This window comes from Candidatus Glassbacteria bacterium (genome assembly GCA_019456185.1).
Lineage (GTDB): Bacteria > Gemmatimonadota > Glassbacteria > GWA2-58-10 > GWA2-58-10 > JAJRTS01.
Window position 1 is genome coordinate 1 of the sequence record VRUH01000065.1, and the last position, 19,332, is coordinate 19,332.

Below are 19,332 nucleotides of genomic sequence, written 5' to 3' on the forward strand. Positions count from 1 at the left end.
CCTGCGAGCTGAAGTTGACACTGAAAAAAGACCATCTGGTCGAGCTTAAAAAAGAAGGTTACCAAACCAAAACAGTGGTAATCGCAAACAGTCTCGGAGCAGGATGGGTAGCGGCAGACCTCTTACTGGGCATTCCGGCAGCACTCGTTGGATTGGTTGGTTCGGTTTCCGATGCAGATGAAGGGAGGCACGGTGAGATGGGATTAACCATGATGATCTTCTTCGGTGCTGCCGTGGCCCCGGTAACAGTCGATGCTATCACCGGAGCCTGGAACAGTTTCGACCAAAGGGAAATAAATACATCCTTGGAAAAAATAAAGTAAATGATCTTGCACCAACAATTACCCTCTCCTCCAAAGTGTCCACTTAGAGGGAATTCAAGGTTACCGGATACAATGATGAGTGATTTGACGGCGGCGCATCTTGCGCGCAGGCCCCTGGGCCGTACCGGCGAGGAAAAACTGTGGCGGATGGCCGTGGCCGCCGCGAAAGAGTTCAGTCCGCTTCGCGAAGCCGGGATGCAGGAACTGGCCGAACGCGCGCTGAGCCTGGACCCTGTGATGAAATCGCGATCGGACAAATGGTAGTAATTGCGGCAGGCCGTGACGGGATTTATAATTACTGTTAGAGTTGTGTCCCGGAAGTAGATGTAATAACTCGAAGCTTTGGTAATGGTTCGATCAACTCAAGCAGAAATCCCCCCTGGCCCCCCTTTGTCAAAGGGGGGGAATCGGCCTCCCCCTTTCGAAAAGGGGGATCGAGGGGGATTTTATAATTTGCTTTTTTTTATACATTATTTGCAGGACACCACACTAGAAAGTACAACCCTGGGAGTGTCGAGATGAAGCGCAGTGATTTTTTCAGGATCGGAGCCGCCGCCGGGTTGGGGGCCGGCCTCGAATCGCTGATCGGCAGGGCGGTCGAGGCCGCCGGGCAGAAACAGCCCGGCCCCATGCCTCGCCGTCCGCTGGGCAGGACCGGCGAGCACCTGTCGCTTATAGGGCTGGGCGGAGTGACAGTGATGAGCGAGACCCCGCGCCACGCTGCGGAAATAGTGGCCGAGGTATTCGACGCCGGGGTGAATTATTTCGACGTGGCCCCGACCTACGGCAATGCCGAGGAACGTCTGGGACCCGCGCTCGAACCGTACCGTAAACAGGTTTTCCTGGCCTGCAAGACAGCCGAGCGGGACGCGGTCGGGGCGCGCAGGGAGCTGGAAAATTCCCTCCGGCTGCTGCGCACAGACTACCTGGACCTCTACCAGCTGCACGCCCTGACCAGCAGGGAGGACGTGGAGCAGGTATTCGGCCCCGGCGGCGCGATCGAGGTGTTCCGCGAGGCCAGGGAACAGGGCAAAGTGCGGTTCCTGGGTTTCAGCTCCCACTCGGTCGAGGCCTCGCTGGCGGCGATGGAGCAGTTCGATTTCGACACGATCCTCTTTCCGATCAACTGTAACCTCTGGTACAAGGAAAATTTCGGACCGCAGGTGGTGGCGGCCGCCAGGCAGCGCGGAATGGGGATTCTGGCGCTCAAGGCCTGCGCCCGCCGCGCGCGGCTGGAGGGTGAGGAGAGGAAGTATGGCAAATGCTGGTATATCCCGCTGGCCGAGGAGCGCGAGTTGGCCCGCGGTCTCTACTGGACTCTCAGTCAGCCGGTGACCGCCGCTGTCCCGCCGGGCGAGGAAAAATTTTTCAGGATGGCGCTCAAGCTGGCTCCGGTATTCGTGCCGCTTGCCGATGAGGAGAAAGAGCAGCTTGCGCTCGAGGCGGAGAAGATCGAAAAATCGCTGTTCACCTATCCGGCTTGGGGCGGCTGAGACATACCGTCGACGAATAGCTGTCAAACCGTGATACTGGTAAAAAAATTCAGCAGGAGCTGCAGATGAGACGCAAAGAATTTTTCCTGGCATCGCTGGCCGTTGCCGGCCTGGGTTGGCGGCCCTCACTTGCCGCCCGTGCCCGCGGTGATATCGTTTCCACTCCCGGACCCTTGCCGCGCAGGCCGTTGGGACAGACCGGAGAGAATCTCTCGGTAATCGGTTTCGGCGGGAATATCATCAAGGAGGAGCCGCCGGAGGAAGCGGCGCGGATGGTGCGCGAGGCTTACGAGCAGGGGATCAACTATTTCGACGTGGCTCCGCTATACGGCAACGCCGAGGAGCTGATGGGACCGCCGCTCGAGGATTTCCGCCGCGGGATTTTCCTCTCCTGCAAGACGAATCAGCGTCTGGCCGAGGGCAGCCAAATGGAACTGGAGCGGTCGCTCAAACGCCTGCGCACCGATTATTTTGACCTCTACCAGCTGCACTATATCACCAGCCGGGACGATATGAACAAGATCTTCGGGCCCGGCGGAGCGATTGAGACGCTGGACAGGGCCAAGCAGGACGGCAAAGTGAGGTTCCTGGGCTTCAGCGCACACTCGGAGGAGGCTGCGCTCTACGCAATGGACCACTACGATTTCGATACGGTGATGTTCCCGATCAATTATATCTGCGCGTTCAAGGGCGATTTCGGACCGCGGATCGTGCAGGAGGCCCATCGCCGGGGCAAGGGTATCCTGGCGCTCAAGCCGGGCGCCCGCAACCTTCGCGAGCGCGGCGAGCAGCGCGAGGAAGAATACCGGAAATGCTGGTACAGGCCGTTCAAGGAGATGGACGAAGTCAATCTCAGTTACCGCTATACGCTCAGTCAGCCGGTGACCAGCGCTTTGGCTCCCCAGGTGGAATCGCTGCATATCAAGGCTGTCGAGGCGGGCAAGCAGTTCAGACCGCTGGGCGAGGACGAACTGGCCATGCTCAGGCATGAAGCGCTGGGTGTCGAGCGCGAGCTGTTCCACCATCCGGCCTGGTAATCCGGGATTGAAATGCACGTGCGAGTTTGAGAAGCCGGGGTGAGAATCTCCCGGCTTCTTTGTTGGCCCCGTGATGAATAAATGATCGCCAAAGTGTCACTTGATATAAAATTCGTTGGTTCGGATCCTGTGGCCGTGTTAAAATTGATATTGATAATGATTCTAAAACATATTATATTGCTGTTACTCTAGACAGTCCGGGTATCGGCAAACAGATCGGTCTGGGAGTAAGGTATAAAGTGCAAATCAACTATCGCGGAATTCACCGTTTGCTCTTCGCCGCTCCGGTTATATCGCTGTTGGCTTTGGTTGCGGCTCCTTCGCTTGCGGAGTCCGGGCGGATGGTTGACGTGCGGCTGGTCAGCGATGCCGGGCGGATCGGGCCGGGACGGAAATTCAGGCTCGGGCTGCTGTTCGCTATCAGTGAGGGCAGCCATATTTACTGGCGCAACCCCGGTGACGCCGGCCTTCCCCCGCAGGTGAACTGGGAGCTGCCGGATGGGTTCGTGGCGGGTCCGCTGTTCTGGCCCGTGCCGGAACGTCTGGAAGAGCCGGGCGGGCTGAGTGTCAACGCCTACACGGACAGTGTGTTGCTGTTCAGTTGGGTCCAGGCCCCCGCCATGCTTGATGACGGAGAAGTGGAACTGAGGGTGAAAGCAGACTGGCTGGCCTGCCGCAAAATCTGCGTGCAGGAGGCCGACAGCGCCGTAGTCACCATGGCGGTGGCCGAACCCGCTGAAGCGAGTGCGGATGCAGGGCTGTTCGAGCAGTTTGCCTCGCTGGTGCCGCGCCCTGCCGGCCAGGACCCCCGCCTGAGCGGCCACGCCCGCTGGATCGAGTCCAACGCCGATCCGGGAGTGCGGACCGGAGTGCTGGTACTGGAAACGGCCGACCCGGGCCTTCGCTTGCTGAACGACGAGGGCGCGGTGCTGTTTTTCGGCGAGCCGACTGGCGATCTGGACTGCGAAAGCTTTCAGCTGGACAGCCGCCACAGTTCTCCCGTAAAACTGGTGCTGCACGTGCGGGTGCGCAGGCTGGAGGGCCACCGGTGGCCAAACAGCTGGGGCGGTGTATTGAGCGCGCGCGCGATAAACGAAAGCATGGACACTGTGAGTGTCGCACTGAGTTACAGTTTTTCACATTCGGACGTTAACCCTTAATTTGCCGGGAGGCGATAAAATGAAGAAGCTGATTGGCTCTCTGACAATGGCCGTGGCGCTGGCCGTGATGGTGTTCTCCGTATCCGCGGTTGCGCAGGGTTCGGGCAGCAAGATGAAGGATTCGATGGGCATGGCTCCCTCTTTCTCCGCTCTCGACCATAACGGCAAGCAGCATTCCCTCGAAGATTACCGGGGCAAGGTTGTTGTCCTGGAGTGGCTCAATCCGGGTTGCCCGTTTGTCCAGCGTCACTACAGGGAAGGTACGTTCAAGGGTCTGGCCGAGCAGTACGGAGAGCGCGGAGTAGTCTGGCTGGCGGTCAACAGCACCAGCGGCAACGACGCCGAAGTCAGTAGAAAATGGGCGCAGCAGCACGACCTCCCGTACCCCATCCTGGTGGACAAGTCCAGTCAGGTCGCCAAGCTCTACGACGCCAAGACCACGCCGCACATGTTCGTGGTGGGCCGCAGCGGCGAGCTGGTTTACCAGGGCGCTGTCGATGACGATCCGAACGGAACCAAGGAGAGCCGCACGCACTATGCCAGGCTGGCGATCGAGGCGGCCCTGGTCGGTTCGGCCCCGGATATGCGCGAGACCAAGCCTTACGGCTGCGCCGTCAAGTACGCTTCCAACTGAAGTGAGTCAGTATCAGGGGATGATGCAGGGAGCCGCCCGGTCAGGGACGGTTGTATCGGCTTATGCAGGGCGGCTGTGTCGGTTGTACAATTCAGCTGGTGATGAGGAGGAGTTGATGGCCAAGCTTTCAATCGGCGACAGGGCGGTTGATTTCAATCTGCCCGGTAGCGACGGTAAGAACTATTCGCTGGATTCGTTCAGGGACGGTAAAGCGCTGGCGGTTATTTTTTCCTGCGTGCACTGCCCCTACGTGCTGGCCTGGGAAGACCGGATGATCGAGTTGCAGAACGAATTCGCGGACAAGGGCGCGAAATTCGTGCTGATCTGCGCCAACGATGCGGTCAACTACCCGCAGGACAGTTTCGATAACATGAAGATTCATGCCGAGGAGAAAAACTATCCGTTCCCGTTCGTCCACGACGAGAGCCAGGAAGTCAGCCGCGCCTACGGAGCCGAGCGCACCCCGGAGGTGTTCCTGTTCGACAGCGAGCGTAAGCTGGTGTTCCACGGCGCGGTGGACGACAACTACGAGGACCCCGGCGCGGTTACCGAAACCTGGCTCCGCGATGCGCTGGAGGCGGTGACTTCCGGCAATACCCCGGCCAAGCAGAGCGTGCCGGCCCGCGGCTGCACGATCAAGTGGAAGTGATTTCTTTACCGTGTAAAACCAGAGTTAGCGAAAGCCCCGCCATCACTGGCGGGGCTTTTTATTGCCGTTTGTAATCTCGAGTGCGGATTCGTATATTTAACGCACGCGATTGTTAAGTTCAAGCAACCGAAAACTGTAAAGTGCATGGAGGCATAGACATGCGGTTCCATATCAGCAAAAAAGTAAATTGCGGTTTCGAGCAGGCGCGGGAGAAAGCGACGGCGGCGCTGCAAACCGAGGGCTTCGGCGTGCTGACCGAGATCGATGTCAAGGCCACCCTCAAAAAGAAGCTGGACACCGAGTTCAGACCGTACGTGATCCTCGGCGCATGCAACCCCGGTTTCGCCCGCAATGCCCTGCTGGCCGAGGACAAGGTGGGAGTGCTGCTGCCCTGCAACGTGGTGGTTCAGCAGCACGATGACGGCAGCGTGGAGGTCAGCGCGATGGCCCCGAAAGCGATGATGCAGGCAATCGGCAACCCCGAGTTGGATGAGCTGGCCGAAAAGGTGCAGGCGGCGATGGAACGGGTGATTGGTAGTCTGTAGATGACAGAAAAAACTTTTTAAGCTGATTCCGGCCCTGGATGGTATCAGGCAAAACGTGATGGCCAAAACGCCGCCGGCGCGGGCTTTCCCTTGCCCGAGAGATCCCCGGCCGCGATCCGGCCCACCACCGGGCTGGTGGTCACGCCGTGGCCGCCCAGGCCGGCGACCCAGTAAAACCCTTTCAGCACGGGGTCGTGGCCCAGCAGGAACACCCTGTCCGGGGCGAATGTCCGCAGCCCGGCCCAGGTGCGCGCTATCGGAACCTCGAGCAGCCCGGGAAAAGCGACCGCCAGCTTCCGGGCCAGCAGGTCCTGGACACTCTCGTCCACCACGGGCGTGGCCGGAGCAGCCGGCGATTCGTCGCAGGCGCTTAGCAGCAGGCCTCCGCTCTCGGGCCGGAAATAGACGTCGCGCTCCACGTCCCAGACGAACGGCCAGTGCTGGTCCGCCCAGTCCAGCGGCCCGGTGTAGTACAGGTGACGGCGCAGGGGGGTGAGTTCCACGCTCACCGCCCCGGCCAGCCGGCCGATCATTCCGGCCCACGGTCCGGCGGCGTTGACCAGCCGACCGGTCCTGATATATCCCCGGCTGGTTTCCACGCCGGTCACTCCGCCGCTGCCTGAGACTATCTTCCTGACTTCGCAGGAAGTCATCAGCCGCGCACCCCGTGCACTGGCCGCGGTCCGGTAACCCTGGAGCAGCCCGTCGGTGTCGGTCACCCCGTCGCCCGGACAGAACACTCCGCCCTCGATTTTACCGCCTGCGGTGCACGGCACCTCCCCGGCAATCCGTTCGATCCCGCAGAGTTCGAGCCGCACACCGGCCTCGACCGCACCGCCCGCGTCACGACGGAGCGCATCCCAGCCGTCGGGGCCCGCGGTCAGGAAGCTGCCGTCCGGGCTGAACGGCGGCGGTTTTTCCCAGCCGGGAGCGTCACCCGCGAAAAACCTTGCGCCGGCGAAAGTCAGGGGCAGGAGCTCTGCGGATGGCACAACCTGGCGGATCATCGCCGCGTTGCGCCCCGAAGAGTGCATGCCGGGGAAGTTCTCTTTCTCCAGCACGACCACATCGGTCTCGCCCAGCAGGGTCAGGCCCCACGCGGTCGACATGCCGGCCAGGCCCGCGCCGATAATGACATAGTCCGCCGATTCCGGCAGTGTTTGCTTGTCGATGGTCAACAGCCCCGCTGCGTTGCGTTAATGACAACGGTCCCGGCAGTTTTACCGGACCGGTGGCGAGCCTGTAAATTAACAGCGAGGGGTGATTATATCAACTGGCGGACCCGGCAGAGTCTGCTGACTTGACAACGCAGCCGCAGGTCAGGTAGCTTAGCTGAAGAGTGTTATTGCAGTACGCATTAATACAAGCGAATAGCAACGGAGATTACAGTGGATATCGGGACGCTGTCGCGGAAATTCTCTGAAGCCGGCGCGAAATTCGGCGATCTGCGGATCGGGATTATCGGCGATTTCGCGGTGGACGCTTACTGGATGCTGGACGACGGCGCCGGGGAACTGTCTGTCGAAACCGGCCGGCGGGCCTACGCCGTGGCAAGGCAGCGCTACAGCCTGGGCGGGGCCGGTAACGTGATGTCCAACCTGGCCGCCCTGGGAGTGGGACGGCTGGAGGCGATCGGCGTGCGTGGCGATGACCTGTTCGGGGGAGTGCTGGTCTCCCTGCTCGCCGATATCGGGGTGGATACCGGCGGGCTGATCGTGCAGCGCGAGGGTTGGGACACCCATGTCTGGGCCAAGCCCCATGTCGAGGGCGAGGAGCTGCGCAGGCTGGATTTCGGCTTTTTCAACCGCGTCTCCGGCGAAACCAGGGACAACCTGCTCGACTGCCTGGCCGGCCGATTGAGCCGGCTCGATGCGCTGATTGTCAACCAGCAGCTTCCGCTCCCGCTGCTGAAAAATGAAATGATCGGGCGGATCAACGAGCTTGCCTCCCGTTTCAAGGATAAGCTGTTCGTTGTCGACAGCCGCGAGGATATCGACAGCTGCCGGGGTATGGTGCGGAAAGTCGACCAGGCCTCGCTACTGCGCGCCCACCGGGAACTCGAAAGCGTGGACCAGGACGCGGAGGAGTTCTCGCTCGAGGACGTCCGCGCGGCGGCGGAAGAGTTTTTCGCTCGGCGCGCCCACCCGGTGGTTATCACCCGCGGCCGCAGGGGATGCCTGGTGTTCGACAGCGGCGAGATCGCGGAAATCCCCGCCGTGTTCGTGCTCGGTCCGGTCGATCCGGTGGGGGCGGGCGATACGATGCTGGCCGCGCTGACCACCTGCCTGGCGGCCGGGATGGAGGTTGGCGACGCCGCGCTGACCGGTAATTACGCCGCCGCGGTTACAGTGGGCAAGCTGCGCCAGACCGGAACCGCCTCCTGCGGGGAAATCGCGGACAGGATCGCTGAGGCCCGGCTGGTGTACAGGCCGGACCTGGCCGAGGATGAGCGTGGTGCGCGGAATCTGGAGGGCAGCCGGATCGAGATCGTGGATGACTCGTTCACCCGCGGGCAGGCCACTCATGTAATTTTCGACCACGACGGGACGATCAGTACCCTGCGCCAGGCCTGGGAACCGATCATGGAGCGGGTGATGCTGGAAGCTGTCTTCGGCGGGAAACTGGCCGAGGTTCCTCTGGCCGAATACGAAAGAGTGCGCGGCCGGGTAGAGGAGTTTATCGACCAGAGCACGGGCGTGCAGACAATCGTCCAGATGCAGGGCTTGGCCGGGTTGGTGGCCGAGTTCGGTTATGTTCCCGCAGCCGATCGCCTGGACGCAGCCGGCTACAAGGCCGGGTATGTCAAGGTGCTGCTGGAGATGGTGAACGACCGGCTGGAACGTCTGGAGGCAGGTGAACTGGTCGCGGAGGATTTCATGGTCAAGGGGGCGCTGGAGATGCTGGAAACCCTTCGCCGCCGCGGCGCGACTTTGTATCTGGCCAGCGGCACGGACCGGGAAGACGTGGTCCGCGAGGCGGAGCGGATGGGCTATGCGGAGCTGTTCAACGGCGGAATCCACGGCAGCGTGGGAGATATCTCGAAGTTCAGTAAACGCAAGCTGATCGCGGAGCTGATCGAAAATTACGACCTGGAGGGAGCGCAGCTGCTCACGTTCGGCGACGGGCCGGTGGAAATCGCGGAAACGGTCCGTCACGGAGGGGTCGCCGTGGGTGTCGCCAGCGACGAGGTCCGGCGCTGGGGGGTGAACCCGTCCAAACGGAACCGGCTGATCAAAGCGGGTGCTCACCTGGTGATAGGGGATTACACGCAGCACGGAAAGCTGCTTGCTTACCTGGGCGGGGACAGCGGCTGAACGCTGCTTGGGCTGTTCGAGATTAACATGCGGACGGGGCGGACCGTCCGTTTTTTATTGTCCGGGTGGAGTTTCGCCAGCCGATGAATCCGGTGAAATTCCGGTTGGCGGAGCGGGTTCCCCGGCGGTTGTGTCGGCGCTTGCGGGAGCCTGAGCGCTGTCGGGCGCAGCCGCGGGTTCTGCAGTCGCGGAATCCGGAGCGGCCGTGCTGGAATCCGCCGGGGCTGATACCGCCGGCTGAGTGCCATCGGCCGCTGTTGAGTCAGCCGTCAGGGCGGGGACCGCAGCGGTGCTGTCGGCGGCGGTACTTTCCGGCTGGGTGGCTGTTGAATCGGCGGATGGTTGGCTGGCCGGTATCTTGGGTTTTGCCGGTGGTTTCGGTTTTTTAGGCGGCCTGACCAGGCGCTGGACCAGCAATGTTCCCAGGCTGTCCGGCAGGGACCCGTCGTAACCGAACCTGAACTCCAGGCTGCGCTTGAGTTGATCCGGTTTGTTTCCCGGATAAAGCCGGACCCGGCAGACCGCGGAGTCGCCGAGGGAGTCTCTGGCCAGCCCGGCGGAAAAAACGAGAAACTGTACGCTGAATACCGACGCGAACGCCTGGGTCAGGTTGCGGTCGCTGGGCAGGCTTTGCAGGTTCGCTTCGTCAAATATTGACCCGGCCTCCGGTGCGGCGGAATCCGCAGCGGCCATCGCCGAGTCACCCACCGTCAGCGAGTCGGCATCGGCGTAATTCCCCTCGGTGGTTGAATCTGCCGGGGCATAAGTGTCGGCGGCTAGCATTCCGTCCTCACGCCTGACCTGGTCCGGGTCGTACTCCTCGTTGGTTATTATAGCTCCGGCCTCTTCCAGCGCCTTTTCCAGTCTGGCCTCCAGCAGCAGGCCCGACATCGGTTCGGCGGCCAGGCTGTCGTACGGGACCCGGACCAGGAAAGTGCGCCCCGATACCTCGAGCGGCGAATAGCTGCTGGTGTCGGTGATTTCCTCCGCTACGCCGATCCTTTTCTTGTACTCATCGAGCAGTTTCTGTTTGTCCTTGATCAGTGGTTCGTAAGTCGGCAGCAGCGGGTTACTGGCGCTCACCCGCCTGATCCGGGGGTTGATCGGGCCCAATTCCAGGGAATCGAGCGGCTGCTCGAAATACAGTTTCTTGTACCACCGGGTCGGCAGGAACCGGCACTCGAACGCGATCGTCCCCTTGAAATAAAACAGCGGGAAAGAGCGCGGCAGCGGCCTGAACGGCGCCACTTTTTCTACGGTTTTCCGGATCAGGTACTGGTGGTAGCGGTTCTGTGGCGTCAGCGGGCTGAAATGCCGCAAACTGCCGTCCTGAGCGATCACGAAGATAAATTCTATCACCTTGCCCGAGGAATCCTCCTCGAACTCCCGGCTGTCGATTCCCTCGATCACCCGCCTTTCCATGCTGTTCTCGAACAGCGAACTGACTGATTCCGCATAGGATTCCCACTCCCAGTCCGTACGGTCGGGCTGGATTGTCACTCTTACCAGACCCTGCTGGGCGGCGACGGGAACGGCCAGGGCCGTCAGGAGGAAAAACGTCAGGGGGTGTTTAACAATGCGGATCAGCTTCATGATGCCAGTGGTTGAATGGGAGGTTCAAGTGCTGCCGGAACGAGCCAAATTTACCGGCTCTCGCGGGACTTGTCAACAAATGGCCCGCTCCTTATTATTAAGCTTCGCCGCCGCGAACGAGGGTGTGACTGGTCGCCGGTGCGGAGGTGGTACGGTCATAAGTTCATATTATTTAACCGGTTGAAAGTTCCATTTTTGTTCGACGCAACCTGTTTTACAACGAGGCCGACAGGGCTGACTCGCAAGCCCCAGCTCCGGCTGGACAGGCTGGAAACGAGGGAGAGTAGCTAAATGAACGAATTCCATCGCGTCCTGGCGGCGACCGCGGTCGCCGCGGGACTGCTAACGTTAACGGGTACAACTGGAGCGGAAGTGAAGAAAGCAGTCGAACGCAGTGAAATTGCCGAGCGCTACAAGTGGGGTCTGGAGGATATCTACGCCACCGACGAGGCCTGGGAGAAAGACTTCGCCGCGATCAAGGAGCGAATCCCTGAGATCGGCGAATACAACGGCAAACTGGGCGAGAGCGCGGAAAACCTGCTGGGCCTGCTCGAACTCGAGGACCAGCTCGGCGTGGTGCTGGGCAAGCTGTATGTCTATTCCAACATGCGCAGCCACGAAAATACCTCGCTGGACAAGTACCAGGGCATGGCCGACCGGGCTTCAGCGCTCAGCACCGAGTACTCCTCGGCGGCCTCCTGGGTGATTCCGGAAATCCTGACTATCCCCGAGGACAAGCTCCGGGGCTGGGTTGACGGCAGCGACGCCCTGGCCCTTTACCGTCACCGGCTCCAGGATATCCTGCGCGGCAAGCCGCATACGCTCAGTCCCGGCGAGGAGAAGCTGCTGGCGATGGCCGGCGATGTCACCCGCATGCCGAGTACGATTTTCAGCATGCTCGACAACGCGGACATGACTTACCCCTCGATCGAGGACGAGAACGGCGAGGAAGTGGAGCTGACCAAGGCCCGTTACGGCCTGTTCATGGAAAGCGGCGACAGGGATCTTCGCCGGCGCGCGTTCACCGCGTTCTACGAGACCTATAACAGGTACGAGAATACGCTGGCCTCGCTGCTGTTCAGCATTGTCAAGCGCGACATGTTCTACGCCCGGGCGCGCAATTACGGCTCCAGCCTGGAAGCCGCTCTCGATGGCGATAATATCCCGGCGGCGGTCTACGATAACGTAGTCGCGACCCTGAACGAAAACCTGGCTCCGCTGCACCGCTACATGGCGCTGCGCAAAAAAGTGATGGGGCTCGACGAGGTCCACCCCTACGATCTCTACACGCCGCTGTTTCCCGAAATGACGAAAAAGTACGAGTACGACGAGGCGGTGAAACTGGTCAGCGAGGCGCTGGTCCCGATGGGCGAGCAGTACACCGCCGCGGTGAAGGAAGGCTTCGGGGGCGGCTGGATCGACGTCTTCGAGACGCGCGGCAAACGCTCGGGCGGCTACTCCTGGGGCAGCTACGGCACTCACCCCTATATCCTGCTCAACTACAACGGTACGCTGAGCGAGGTGTTCACGGTGGCCCACGAAATGGGCCATGCCCTGCACAGCCATTTCACCTGGAGCACCCAGCCGCCGGTCTACGGCGACTATACGATCTTCGTGGCCGAGGTGGCCTCCACGGCCAACGAGGCGCTGCTGATGGACTACATGCTGGAGGTTACCGATGACCCGGCCGAGCAGCTCAGCCTGCTCGACCACCACGTGCGCCAGATCCAGGGCACGGTCTATATCCAGTCCCTGTTCGCCGAGTTCGAGCGGGAAATCCACACCCGCGCCGAGAGCGGACAGCCGCTGACCGCCGAGCTCCTGAGCGAACTGATCGGCGGGCTGTACCAGAAATATTTCGGTCCCGAACTGGTGGTGGACGAGATCTACAAGATCAACTGGGGACGGATCCCTCATTTCTACAACAATTTCTACGTCTACCAGTACGCCACCGGCCAGGCGGCCGCCACGCTGCTGGCTGAAAAAATTCTTGCCGGCGAAAACGGGGCGCGCGAGCGCTACCTCGATTTCCTCAAGAGCGGCAGCAGTGACTACTCGATCAACCTGCTCCGGAGGGCCGGAGTGGACATGACCGGCCCCGAGCCGATCGAGGCGGTGGCGCGCCGGATGGACAGCCTGCTGGACAGGATGGAACAACTTATCGACAAGCGGTAACTGAACCGGGGTTGAATAATCACGGCTCCCGCACGGTCGGGAGCAGGGCTGAAAGGAACGAGAATTAGATGGCCGAGAAGATACCTGTCGGCAGCGACCATGCCGGCTACGAGTTGAAAGAGCAGATCAAGCAATACCTGGCCGAGCTGGGCTACGAGGCAGAGGATTTCGGCGCCGGCGGCCCGGAAAGCGTGGACTACCCCGATTTCGCGGCCGAGGTGGCCGGCAGGGTCAGCCGCGGAGAGCGGGCGCGGGGAATCCTGGTCTGCAGTACGGGGATCGGGATGTCGATTGCGGCCAACAAGTACAGGGGCGTGCGCGCGGCGCTGGCGTTTACTGAGGAACTGGCAGAGATCAGCCGCCGGCATAACGACGCCAACGTGCTGGCTCTGGGCGGCAAGACCACCCCCCCGGAGCTGGCCCGCCGGATTGTGAAAAAGTGGCTGGAAACGGAATTCGACGGCGGACGCCATTCGCGACGGGTGGAAAAGATCGCCGAAAGCGAAAAAAATCCTGCTGGTTACCGGGAGAATAATTCATGAACAACCTCAAACAGTGCGATCCTGAAATCTATGCCGCCATCAGCCGCGAGGTCGGCCGCCAGAGCAGAACGCTGGAGATGATCGCCTCGGAAAATTTCGTCAGCCGGGCGGTGCTGGAGGCAATGGGTACGCCGCTGACCAACAAGTACGCCGAGGGCTACCCGGGTAAACGCTACTACGGCGGCTGCGAATTTGTCGATCAGGCCGAGGAGCTGGCCCGCAGCCGCGCCTGCGAACTCTTCGGCGCCGAGCACGCCAATGTTCAGCCCCACGCCGGTTCACAGGCCAACATGGCTGTCTACATGGCCCTGCTCCAGCCGGGAGATACTGTGCTGGGCATGGACCTGACCCACGGCGGCCACCTGACCCACGGCAGCAAGGTCAATTTCAGCGGTATTCTCTACAATGTGGTCTCCTACGGGGTCCGCGAGGACGACCGGATGATGGACTACGACCAGGTGGAGCGCCTGGCCGCCGAGCACAAACCGAAAATGATTATCGCGGGCGCCAGCGCCTACCCCCGTGTGTTCGATTTCCCCCGCCTGCGCCGGATCGCCGACAGCGTGGGCGCGTACCTGATGGCGGATATCGCTCATCCGGCCGGGCTGATCGCAGCCGGGCTGTTCCCCACGCCGGTGGGTCACGCCCACGTGGTCACCACCACCACCCACAAGACACTGCGCGGCCCGCGCGGCGGGATGATCCTCTGCGGCGAGGAGCTGGCTAAGCAGATCGACAAGAAAATATTCCCCGGAATCCAGGGCGGCCCGATGATGCACGTGATCGCGGCCAAAGCGGTGGCGTTCAAGGAAGCACTGAGCGATGATTTCAAGCAGTACTCGGCGAACGTGATCGCCAATGCGAAAAAGCTGGCCGGCAAGCTGTCCGGCGCCGGGCTCGACCTGGTGACCGGCGGCACCGACAGCCATATCGTGCTGGTGGACCTCACCGAGCGCGGTATCACCGGCAAACAGGCCGAGGAGGCGCTGGAGCTCTGCGGGATCACGGTCAACAAGAACACGGTCCCGTTCGAGACCCGCAGCCCGTTTGTCACCAGCGGGATCAGGATCGGCACGGCGGCGCTCACCACCCGCGGGATGGGCGGGGAGGAGATGGAGGCGATCGGGGAAATGATCGGCCGGGTGCTGGGCAATCTCGATGACGACTCGGTCTACGGGGCCGTGCGCGGCGAAGTCGGTGAGATCTGCGAAAAATTCCCGCTCTACGAGGGCCTGGTCGGCGACTGATCCGGAGACGAGGATGGAATTTCCCCAGCTGATCGCAATCAGGCAGGTTTTCCCGGAACTTCCCGCGATTGACGACCACGCCGCCGTATTGCGCGCCAAACTGGCCGAATCCGGCCTGTTGGAGCGAATCGGCAGGGGGCAGCGCGTGGCGCTGGCTGTCGGCAGCCGGGGGATGAACGGTCTGGCGGCGATGGTGCGCGCGCTGGCCGATGCGGTCAAAGGCCGGGGGGCCGAGCCGTTTATCCTGCCCGCGATGGGTTCCCACGGAGGCGCGACAGCGCAGGGCCAGACAGCGATCCTGGATGCATTGGGGTTGAACGGGCAGTCGTGCGGCGCGCCGGTTGTCAGCTCGATGGAGACTGTGGACTTCGGTCCCGGCGCCACGGAGGGCGCCCACGTGGTGGTCAGCCGCGATGCCGTGGAAGCGGACGCGGTGATCGTGCTCAACCGGATCAGGAGCCACACAGCCTTCCAGGGCAGTGTGGAGTCGGGCCTGCTGAAAATGGTCGTTGTCGGGCTGGGCAAGGAGGACGGCGCCCGGGCATATCATCTCTACTCGCTGCGCAGCAAATTCCCGCGCTACATGATCGAGCTGGCCGGCGGAATTATGGAGCGGGTTAATGTGCTGGGAGGAGTGGGGGTGGTTGAGGACGCCCTGGGCCGGACAGTGCGGCTGGAAGCTGTCCCGGCAGCTGAATTCGAGAGACGGGAAGCGGAACTGCTGAGTTTCTACAAGCAGAACGCGCCGAAGCTGCCGTTTTCAGCGGCGGACGTGCTGATAGTCGAGCGGATGGGCAAGGATATTTCCGGCGCGGGGCTGGACACCAACGTGATCGGCCGCAGCCGCCATCCTGTCCGCCCCGAGCCGGACAGCCCGAGGATCAGGCGGATCTGGGTCCGCACGCTCACTCCCGGGAGCCACGGTAACGCCAAGGGTGTGGGTCTGGCGGATTTTATCAGCCCGCAGCTCGCCTCGGCAGTGGATCTCGACGCGACGGTTAAAAACTCGGTGGCCGCGCTGGTTCCCGAACACGCGTTCCTGCCGCCATCGCTGGAATCCGAGCGGCAAATCCTGGCCGAGTGCCTGCGCTCCTCGGGTGTGGTCGACCCGTGCGAGGCCGGGATCGCCTGGATCAGGGACACGCTGGATCTGAGCAGGCTGCTGGTCAGCCCGGCCCTGAAGTCAGCATTGAGCAAGATGGCAGAGCTTTCAGGCTCATCGGCGGGAATCGGGCTAATGTTCGACGATGATGGTGCGCTGGACAGTTTTGACAGGCACTGGGAGCAGGCTGCGGAATCAAGTTAGGCGCGGGCGGGCGGGCAAGCTGCTGGATGGATACATCAGCAAGGCAACCGATGGCGGGGGTGCAGACGGTTCATGCGGCCTGTCTCCGCTTTTGGGGAGACGATTTCCCGGCCGGTTTCGCCTCTTCGTCCTCGTCCTCCTCCTTCTTTTCATCCCCCACCGGTTTCTTCTTCTTCTTCACCGGAGCCTCGAACAGGACCAGGGCCCAGATAGAGGCGTAGGCCACAGCGATCACCAGACAGAACATGAAAAAACCCCTGGTGTCGGAGATCGAGTTCAGGAAATTGAGAAGCGTCTCGTTATACACTTTTCCAGTTCGCTCGCTGGCCTGAAAATATCCGGTTAACGTCTGGTCTTCACTAAATATATAAAAGCGTACGGGGAGAATGCAAGTCCCCCCCGATTGGGCAGACGCGGTATATTAATATCGGCTGAATTGGGGCAAACGTTTAGAGCTTTTAATTCGCGCCGGACACGGGTCTGGCCGCGCGGGAACGGTAAAAAGACTTGCATTGTGAGGACAATGTTATTAAGTTAGCCGTCCCTGTGAGAAGAAAATAAGGCCCCCTTCGTCTAGTGGCCTAGGACGCGTGGTTCTCAGCCATGAAACAGGGGTTCGATTCCCCTAGGGGGTACCAGATTGAAAGCCCGCTCTGATACGAGCGGGTTTTTTATTTAAGGCCGGATAGATCCAAGAACTTACTCCGCCATCCCGCTCAGCCCTACAGGCCCCGAAGTATTTTCAGTGCCTCGCCGGGCGGGCAGGGCTCACAGCCCCGGCAGTCGGTTTCAGGTTGCCTGAGCACGGCACGGCCCGCATCAAGCGCGCGAGCCAGCTCCCTGCCCTGGACCGCCGCCGGCTGATCCTCGATCATCAGCACCACGGTGTGCAGGCAGCCGCAGGAGCGGCATTTGTCCGATTCGACCGCGACGGTCAGGTTTTGCGCGGCCAGCCGTTCGCGCCCGGCGGTGGTGGAACCGTTCCGATCCATGACTCGCCACCTTTCAACCGAGCAGGGTTTCCCTGAGCCGGTCCCTGTTTGACGGCTTCAGGCAGACTTCCTCGATAATCGCCCTGACTCCGGCGCTGTCGAGCCTGCTGAAATCCTCCCGGCGGGGCAGGATCATCATCCCGGCCATATCGGCGCTGCCCGGACTGATCACGCACCTTAGGTCGCCCTCGGCGTAGTAGCAGTCGGGACGGTGTTTGCTGCGGGGATGGACCGCGACCAGCGGCGGACGGTTGGCGTTGGCCGCAAGTACGACGATATTCATCCCCGGCTCGGAATCTTCCTTATCCAGTTTAAACTGTTCGAGCGCGCGCATGGTGCGCTCGAACAGTTTTTCGGCCAACGAAGAGTCCCGCGCATTCAGGTAGATCCTGTAGGGTAACAAATCCTCCATTACGATTTCCGCGCCGCCAGGCTCCGGGGCCTGTTCCTCCAGCGGCAGCCACCCCGGCGCCGCCGCCTGAACGTGCAGGTGGTCTGGGATCGAGGCGCCGCAGCCGGGGCCGTTGTACAGAGTCACGAACCCGGTCAGCCGCGAAAACTCGAGCATAACCGGCAGGATTTCGTCGGCGCTCTGGGCGAGATGGTTCCTGTTCACCAGCACGAAATGGGGTTTGAAAATCGGCAGGGGGTTGCAGACCACCAGCCACTCGTCCAGAAACGGCAGCGCCATCTGCTTGTCCGGCATGTTGTGCGGGCAGAGCGGGCAGGGACGGTTGGCTACTTCCTCGGCGCTGGTCGGCGCGCTGACGTTCACGATCCGCGCCGGGTTGTGCTGCAGCCGCACGGGGCGGCCGTCCAGTTCCACGGTCCGCAACTCCACGCCGTCCATCAACCGCGATGCCGCGGCCAGCAGCGGCCAGGTCCGCACCTGCTGCTCGTAGAGCGCCAAAACAGCCTTTTCAAGCCCGGCTTCCGAGCCCTGATGTTCGATTAAATCGACACCATCCTTGTAAATTCTGCTTTCCCAACGCTCCAACCCGGTCATCTGGCCACTGCCCTTTCTCCCGGTTCGCATTTCCCGCCCGCAGTCGGTTACCTCGACGCCTGCTCGATCATCTCTCCCAACTCGACCACCGCGGCGTCCCAGTGCTCCGGGTTGTAGTCCCAGATCTCCAGGTTACCGATCGACTGCTTTCCGTAAGGCTGCCTGATAATCCTGTTGACAACGGCATCGGCTCTGTCCGGGCTGCCGTCCAGCTCGGCCAGCAGGCGCATCATCTCCCATTCCTCCACCCCGTCGCGCATGGCCTTGAGCCGCAGGGTGGGGCAGACCCTGTTGACACGCGGGACGATGCCGGGGGCATAGATCGCCTGGGCGTTGCCGTTGTAGCGGCGGTAACTGAGCGGACCCGTTCCGTGGTCGCGGAAATAGTCTTTCCAGGTCTCCGTGTTGTACCACGCCGATTGCCAGCCGCTGCCGATACCCCAGCTGCACCAGGTGAGGGTGCGGTATTTCCAGGCGCTCCAGCTCGGGGAGCGCTCGTTGACCAGCGGCAGGTCCATGAATGTGCTGCTCCCGCACCAGCTGTTCTGTTCGCGTTCGTAAAGCTGGGGGCCGTAGAACCAGTCGGCGATACCCATCGCGCGGTATTTCTCGATAGTTTCCATGTTGTAGCCGATCGTGTGGCAGCACCAGTAGTCGATGGCGTCGTGGATGATCTCCATCGCCTCTTCGCTGTAACTGCCGTCTACGCGGAACTTGCTCTCCGGGAAATAGCGGTCGAACACCTTGCCCCAGAAATCCATCCGGTCCCAGGCCTCCGGGAAATACGACTCGTCCAGGCCGTTGAGATAGACAATCAGCCGGGTTTTTTCCGGGTCGGCCATCGCCAGGATATGCTCGCGCACCTGCTTGATCGCCTCCACGTACACGGCTACGTTCTCCTGCTTGCGCTCCACCTCGGGCTTGCCGATCTCGGGCCAGCCGGCGGTGCCGTGTTTGCCGTAGACGTCGAACGGCAGCACGTACTGCTCGATCGGCTGACCGTAGCCGGGGCCGCGATAACCGTATTTTTCGGTGAACGCCTCGCCGGTGAAATATTTGCGCAGGCGATTGTCGTGGTCAGCCCAGCCGATTGCCACCTCGCCGCCGCTGGTGACCTCGATTGTGGGTGTGTAGGTCGGGTCGGCCGGCACCACGCGATGGCGCTTGAACAACTGGTAAACTTCCAGCTCCAGTTGTTCGCCCATGCCTTTCAGGAAGCCCTCGTGCTGAAGGTTGGCGGCCAGATTGTTCTGCTCTGGCAGGGTAAAGTCCCAGACGTCGAGCCGCACCGGAATTGTCCTGGAGTGTTCGCCCAC

At 61.6% G+C, this 19,332-nt stretch carries 19 protein-coding genes and 1 tRNA gene; 14 read left to right on the forward strand and 6 right to left on the reverse strand.

Annotation, left to right across the window (positions count from 1 at the left end):
- Positions 1-14 precede the first annotated feature (14 nt).
- The 8 genes from FVQ81_16095 to FVQ81_16130 all read left to right on the forward strand — a co-directional run bounded on the left by FVQ81_16095 (position 15) and on the right by FVQ81_16130 (position 5,841).
- The gene (locus FVQ81_16095; protein ID MBW7998054.1) at positions 15-323 is read left to right on the forward strand and encodes a hypothetical protein; all 309 of its coding nucleotides are present in this window, start codon (positions 15-17) and stop codon (positions 321-323) included.
- Between the two features lie 75 nt (positions 324-398).
- Positions 399-587 carry a hypothetical protein gene (locus FVQ81_16100; GenBank protein ID MBW7998055.1) on the forward strand — a complete coding sequence of 63 codons (189 nt, stop codon included), beginning with the start codon at positions 399-401 and terminating at the stop codon, positions 585-587.
- A 365-nt stretch (positions 588-952) separates the two neighbouring features.
- On the forward strand, positions 953-1,816 hold the full coding sequence (locus FVQ81_16105; protein MBW7998056.1) for an aldo/keto reductase: 864 nt from the start codon (positions 953-955) through the stop codon (positions 1,814-1,816).
- Between the two features lie 65 nt (positions 1,817-1,881).
- Positions 1,882-2,853 carry an aldo/keto reductase gene (locus FVQ81_16110; GenBank protein ID MBW7998057.1) on the forward strand — a complete coding sequence of 324 codons (972 nt, stop codon included), beginning with the start codon at positions 1,882-1,884 and terminating at the stop codon, positions 2,851-2,853.
- A gap of 341 nt (positions 2,854-3,194) precedes the next feature.
- Complete coding sequence (locus FVQ81_16115; GenBank protein ID MBW7998058.1) at positions 3,195-4,013, forward strand: hypothetical protein; 819 nt, start codon at positions 3,195-3,197, stop codon at positions 4,011-4,013.
- A 19-nt stretch (positions 4,014-4,032) separates the two neighbouring features.
- A complete protein-coding gene (locus FVQ81_16120) occupies positions 4,033-4,647 on the forward strand; it encodes a thioredoxin family protein (GenBank protein ID MBW7998059.1) in 615 nt (204 codons plus the stop codon).
- A gap of 115 nt (positions 4,648-4,762) precedes the next feature.
- Entirely contained in the window at positions 4,763-5,296 is a 534-nt protein-coding gene (locus FVQ81_16125; protein MBW7998060.1) for a thioredoxin family protein, read from the forward strand.
- 158 nt (positions 5,297-5,454) lie between these two features.
- The gene (locus FVQ81_16130) at positions 5,455-5,841 is read left to right on the forward strand and encodes a DUF302 domain-containing protein (GenBank protein MBW7998061.1); all 387 of its coding nucleotides are present in this window, start codon (positions 5,455-5,457) and stop codon (positions 5,839-5,841) included.
- 44 nt (positions 5,842-5,885) lie between these two features.
- Here FVQ81_16130 and FVQ81_16135 read toward each other — a convergent pair whose 3' ends face one another.
- The gene (locus FVQ81_16135; GenBank protein ID MBW7998062.1) at positions 5,886-7,019 is read right to left on the reverse strand and encodes an FAD-binding oxidoreductase; all 1,134 of its coding nucleotides are present in this window, start codon (positions 7,017-7,019) and stop codon (positions 5,886-5,888) included.
- A 210-nt stretch (positions 7,020-7,229) separates the two neighbouring features.
- Between FVQ81_16135 and FVQ81_16140 the strand changes: the two genes are divergently transcribed.
- Positions 7,230-9,155, forward strand: coding sequence for an HAD family hydrolase (locus FVQ81_16140; protein ID MBW7998063.1), 1,926 nt, complete (start codon positions 7,230-7,232; stop codon positions 9,153-9,155).
- 54 nt (positions 9,156-9,209) lie between these two features.
- Here the strand turns inward: FVQ81_16140 and FVQ81_16145 are convergent, their stop codons facing one another.
- Positions 9,210-10,748 (reverse strand): hypothetical protein, encoded by a 1,539-nt coding sequence (locus tag FVQ81_16145; GenBank protein ID MBW7998064.1) that lies wholly within the window; start codon positions 10,746-10,748, stop codon positions 9,210-9,212.
- 291 nt (positions 10,749-11,039) lie between these two features.
- On the opposite strand from FVQ81_16145, the gene pepF reads away from it, so the two are divergent.
- The 4 genes from pepF (at position 11,040) to FVQ81_16165 (ending at position 16,018) form a co-directional block, all read left to right on the forward strand.
- Positions 11,040-12,923 (forward strand): oligoendopeptidase F, encoded by a 1,884-nt coding sequence (gene pepF, locus FVQ81_16150; protein ID MBW7998065.1) that lies wholly within the window; start codon positions 11,040-11,042, stop codon positions 12,921-12,923.
- Between the two features lie 68 nt (positions 12,924-12,991).
- Positions 12,992-13,465 carry a ribose 5-phosphate isomerase B gene (rpiB, locus tag FVQ81_16155; protein MBW7998066.1) on the forward strand — a complete coding sequence of 158 codons (474 nt, stop codon included), beginning with the start codon at positions 12,992-12,994 and terminating at the stop codon, positions 13,463-13,465.
- Positions 13,462-14,712: a serine hydroxymethyltransferase gene (locus tag FVQ81_16160; protein MBW7998067.1), complete on the forward strand. Its 1,251-nt coding sequence runs from the start codon at positions 13,462-13,464 to the stop codon at positions 14,710-14,712. The genes rpiB and FVQ81_16160 overlap by 4 nt, the downstream gene beginning before the upstream one ends.
- A complete protein-coding gene (locus FVQ81_16165) occupies positions 14,624-16,018 on the forward strand; it encodes a DUF362 domain-containing protein (GenBank protein ID MBW7998068.1) in 1,395 nt (464 codons plus the stop codon). The genes FVQ81_16160 and FVQ81_16165 overlap by 89 nt, the downstream gene beginning before the upstream one ends.
- Before the next feature lie 70 nt (positions 16,019-16,088).
- Here FVQ81_16165 and FVQ81_16170 read toward each other — a convergent pair whose 3' ends face one another.
- On the reverse strand, positions 16,089-16,325 hold the full coding sequence (locus tag FVQ81_16170) for a hypothetical protein (protein ID MBW7998069.1): 237 nt from the start codon (positions 16,323-16,325) through the stop codon (positions 16,089-16,091).
- 255 nt (positions 16,326-16,580) lie between these two features.
- Between FVQ81_16170 and FVQ81_16175 the strand changes: the two genes are divergently transcribed.
- Positions 16,581-16,656, forward strand: a tRNA-Glu gene (locus tag FVQ81_16175).
- Positions 16,657-16,740: 84 nt separating this feature from the next.
- Here FVQ81_16175 and FVQ81_16180 read toward each other — a convergent pair.
- Genes FVQ81_16180 through FVQ81_16190 form a run of 3 tightly spaced genes read right to left on the reverse strand, consistent with a single transcriptional unit; the run spans position 16,741 to position 19,305 of the window.
- Complete coding sequence (locus tag FVQ81_16180) at positions 16,741-17,010, reverse strand: hypothetical protein (GenBank protein MBW7998070.1); 270 nt, start codon at positions 17,008-17,010, stop codon at positions 16,741-16,743.
- Between the two features lie 13 nt (positions 17,011-17,023).
- Entirely contained in the window at positions 17,024-18,046 is a 1,023-nt protein-coding gene (locus tag FVQ81_16185; protein MBW7998071.1) for a DUF4922 domain-containing protein, read from the reverse strand.
- Positions 18,047-18,063: 17 nt separating this feature from the next.
- Positions 18,064-19,305: a hypothetical protein gene (locus FVQ81_16190; protein MBW7998072.1), complete on the reverse strand. Its 1,242-nt coding sequence runs from the start codon at positions 19,303-19,305 to the stop codon at positions 18,064-18,066.
- Positions 19,306-19,332: the final 27 nt, after the last annotated feature.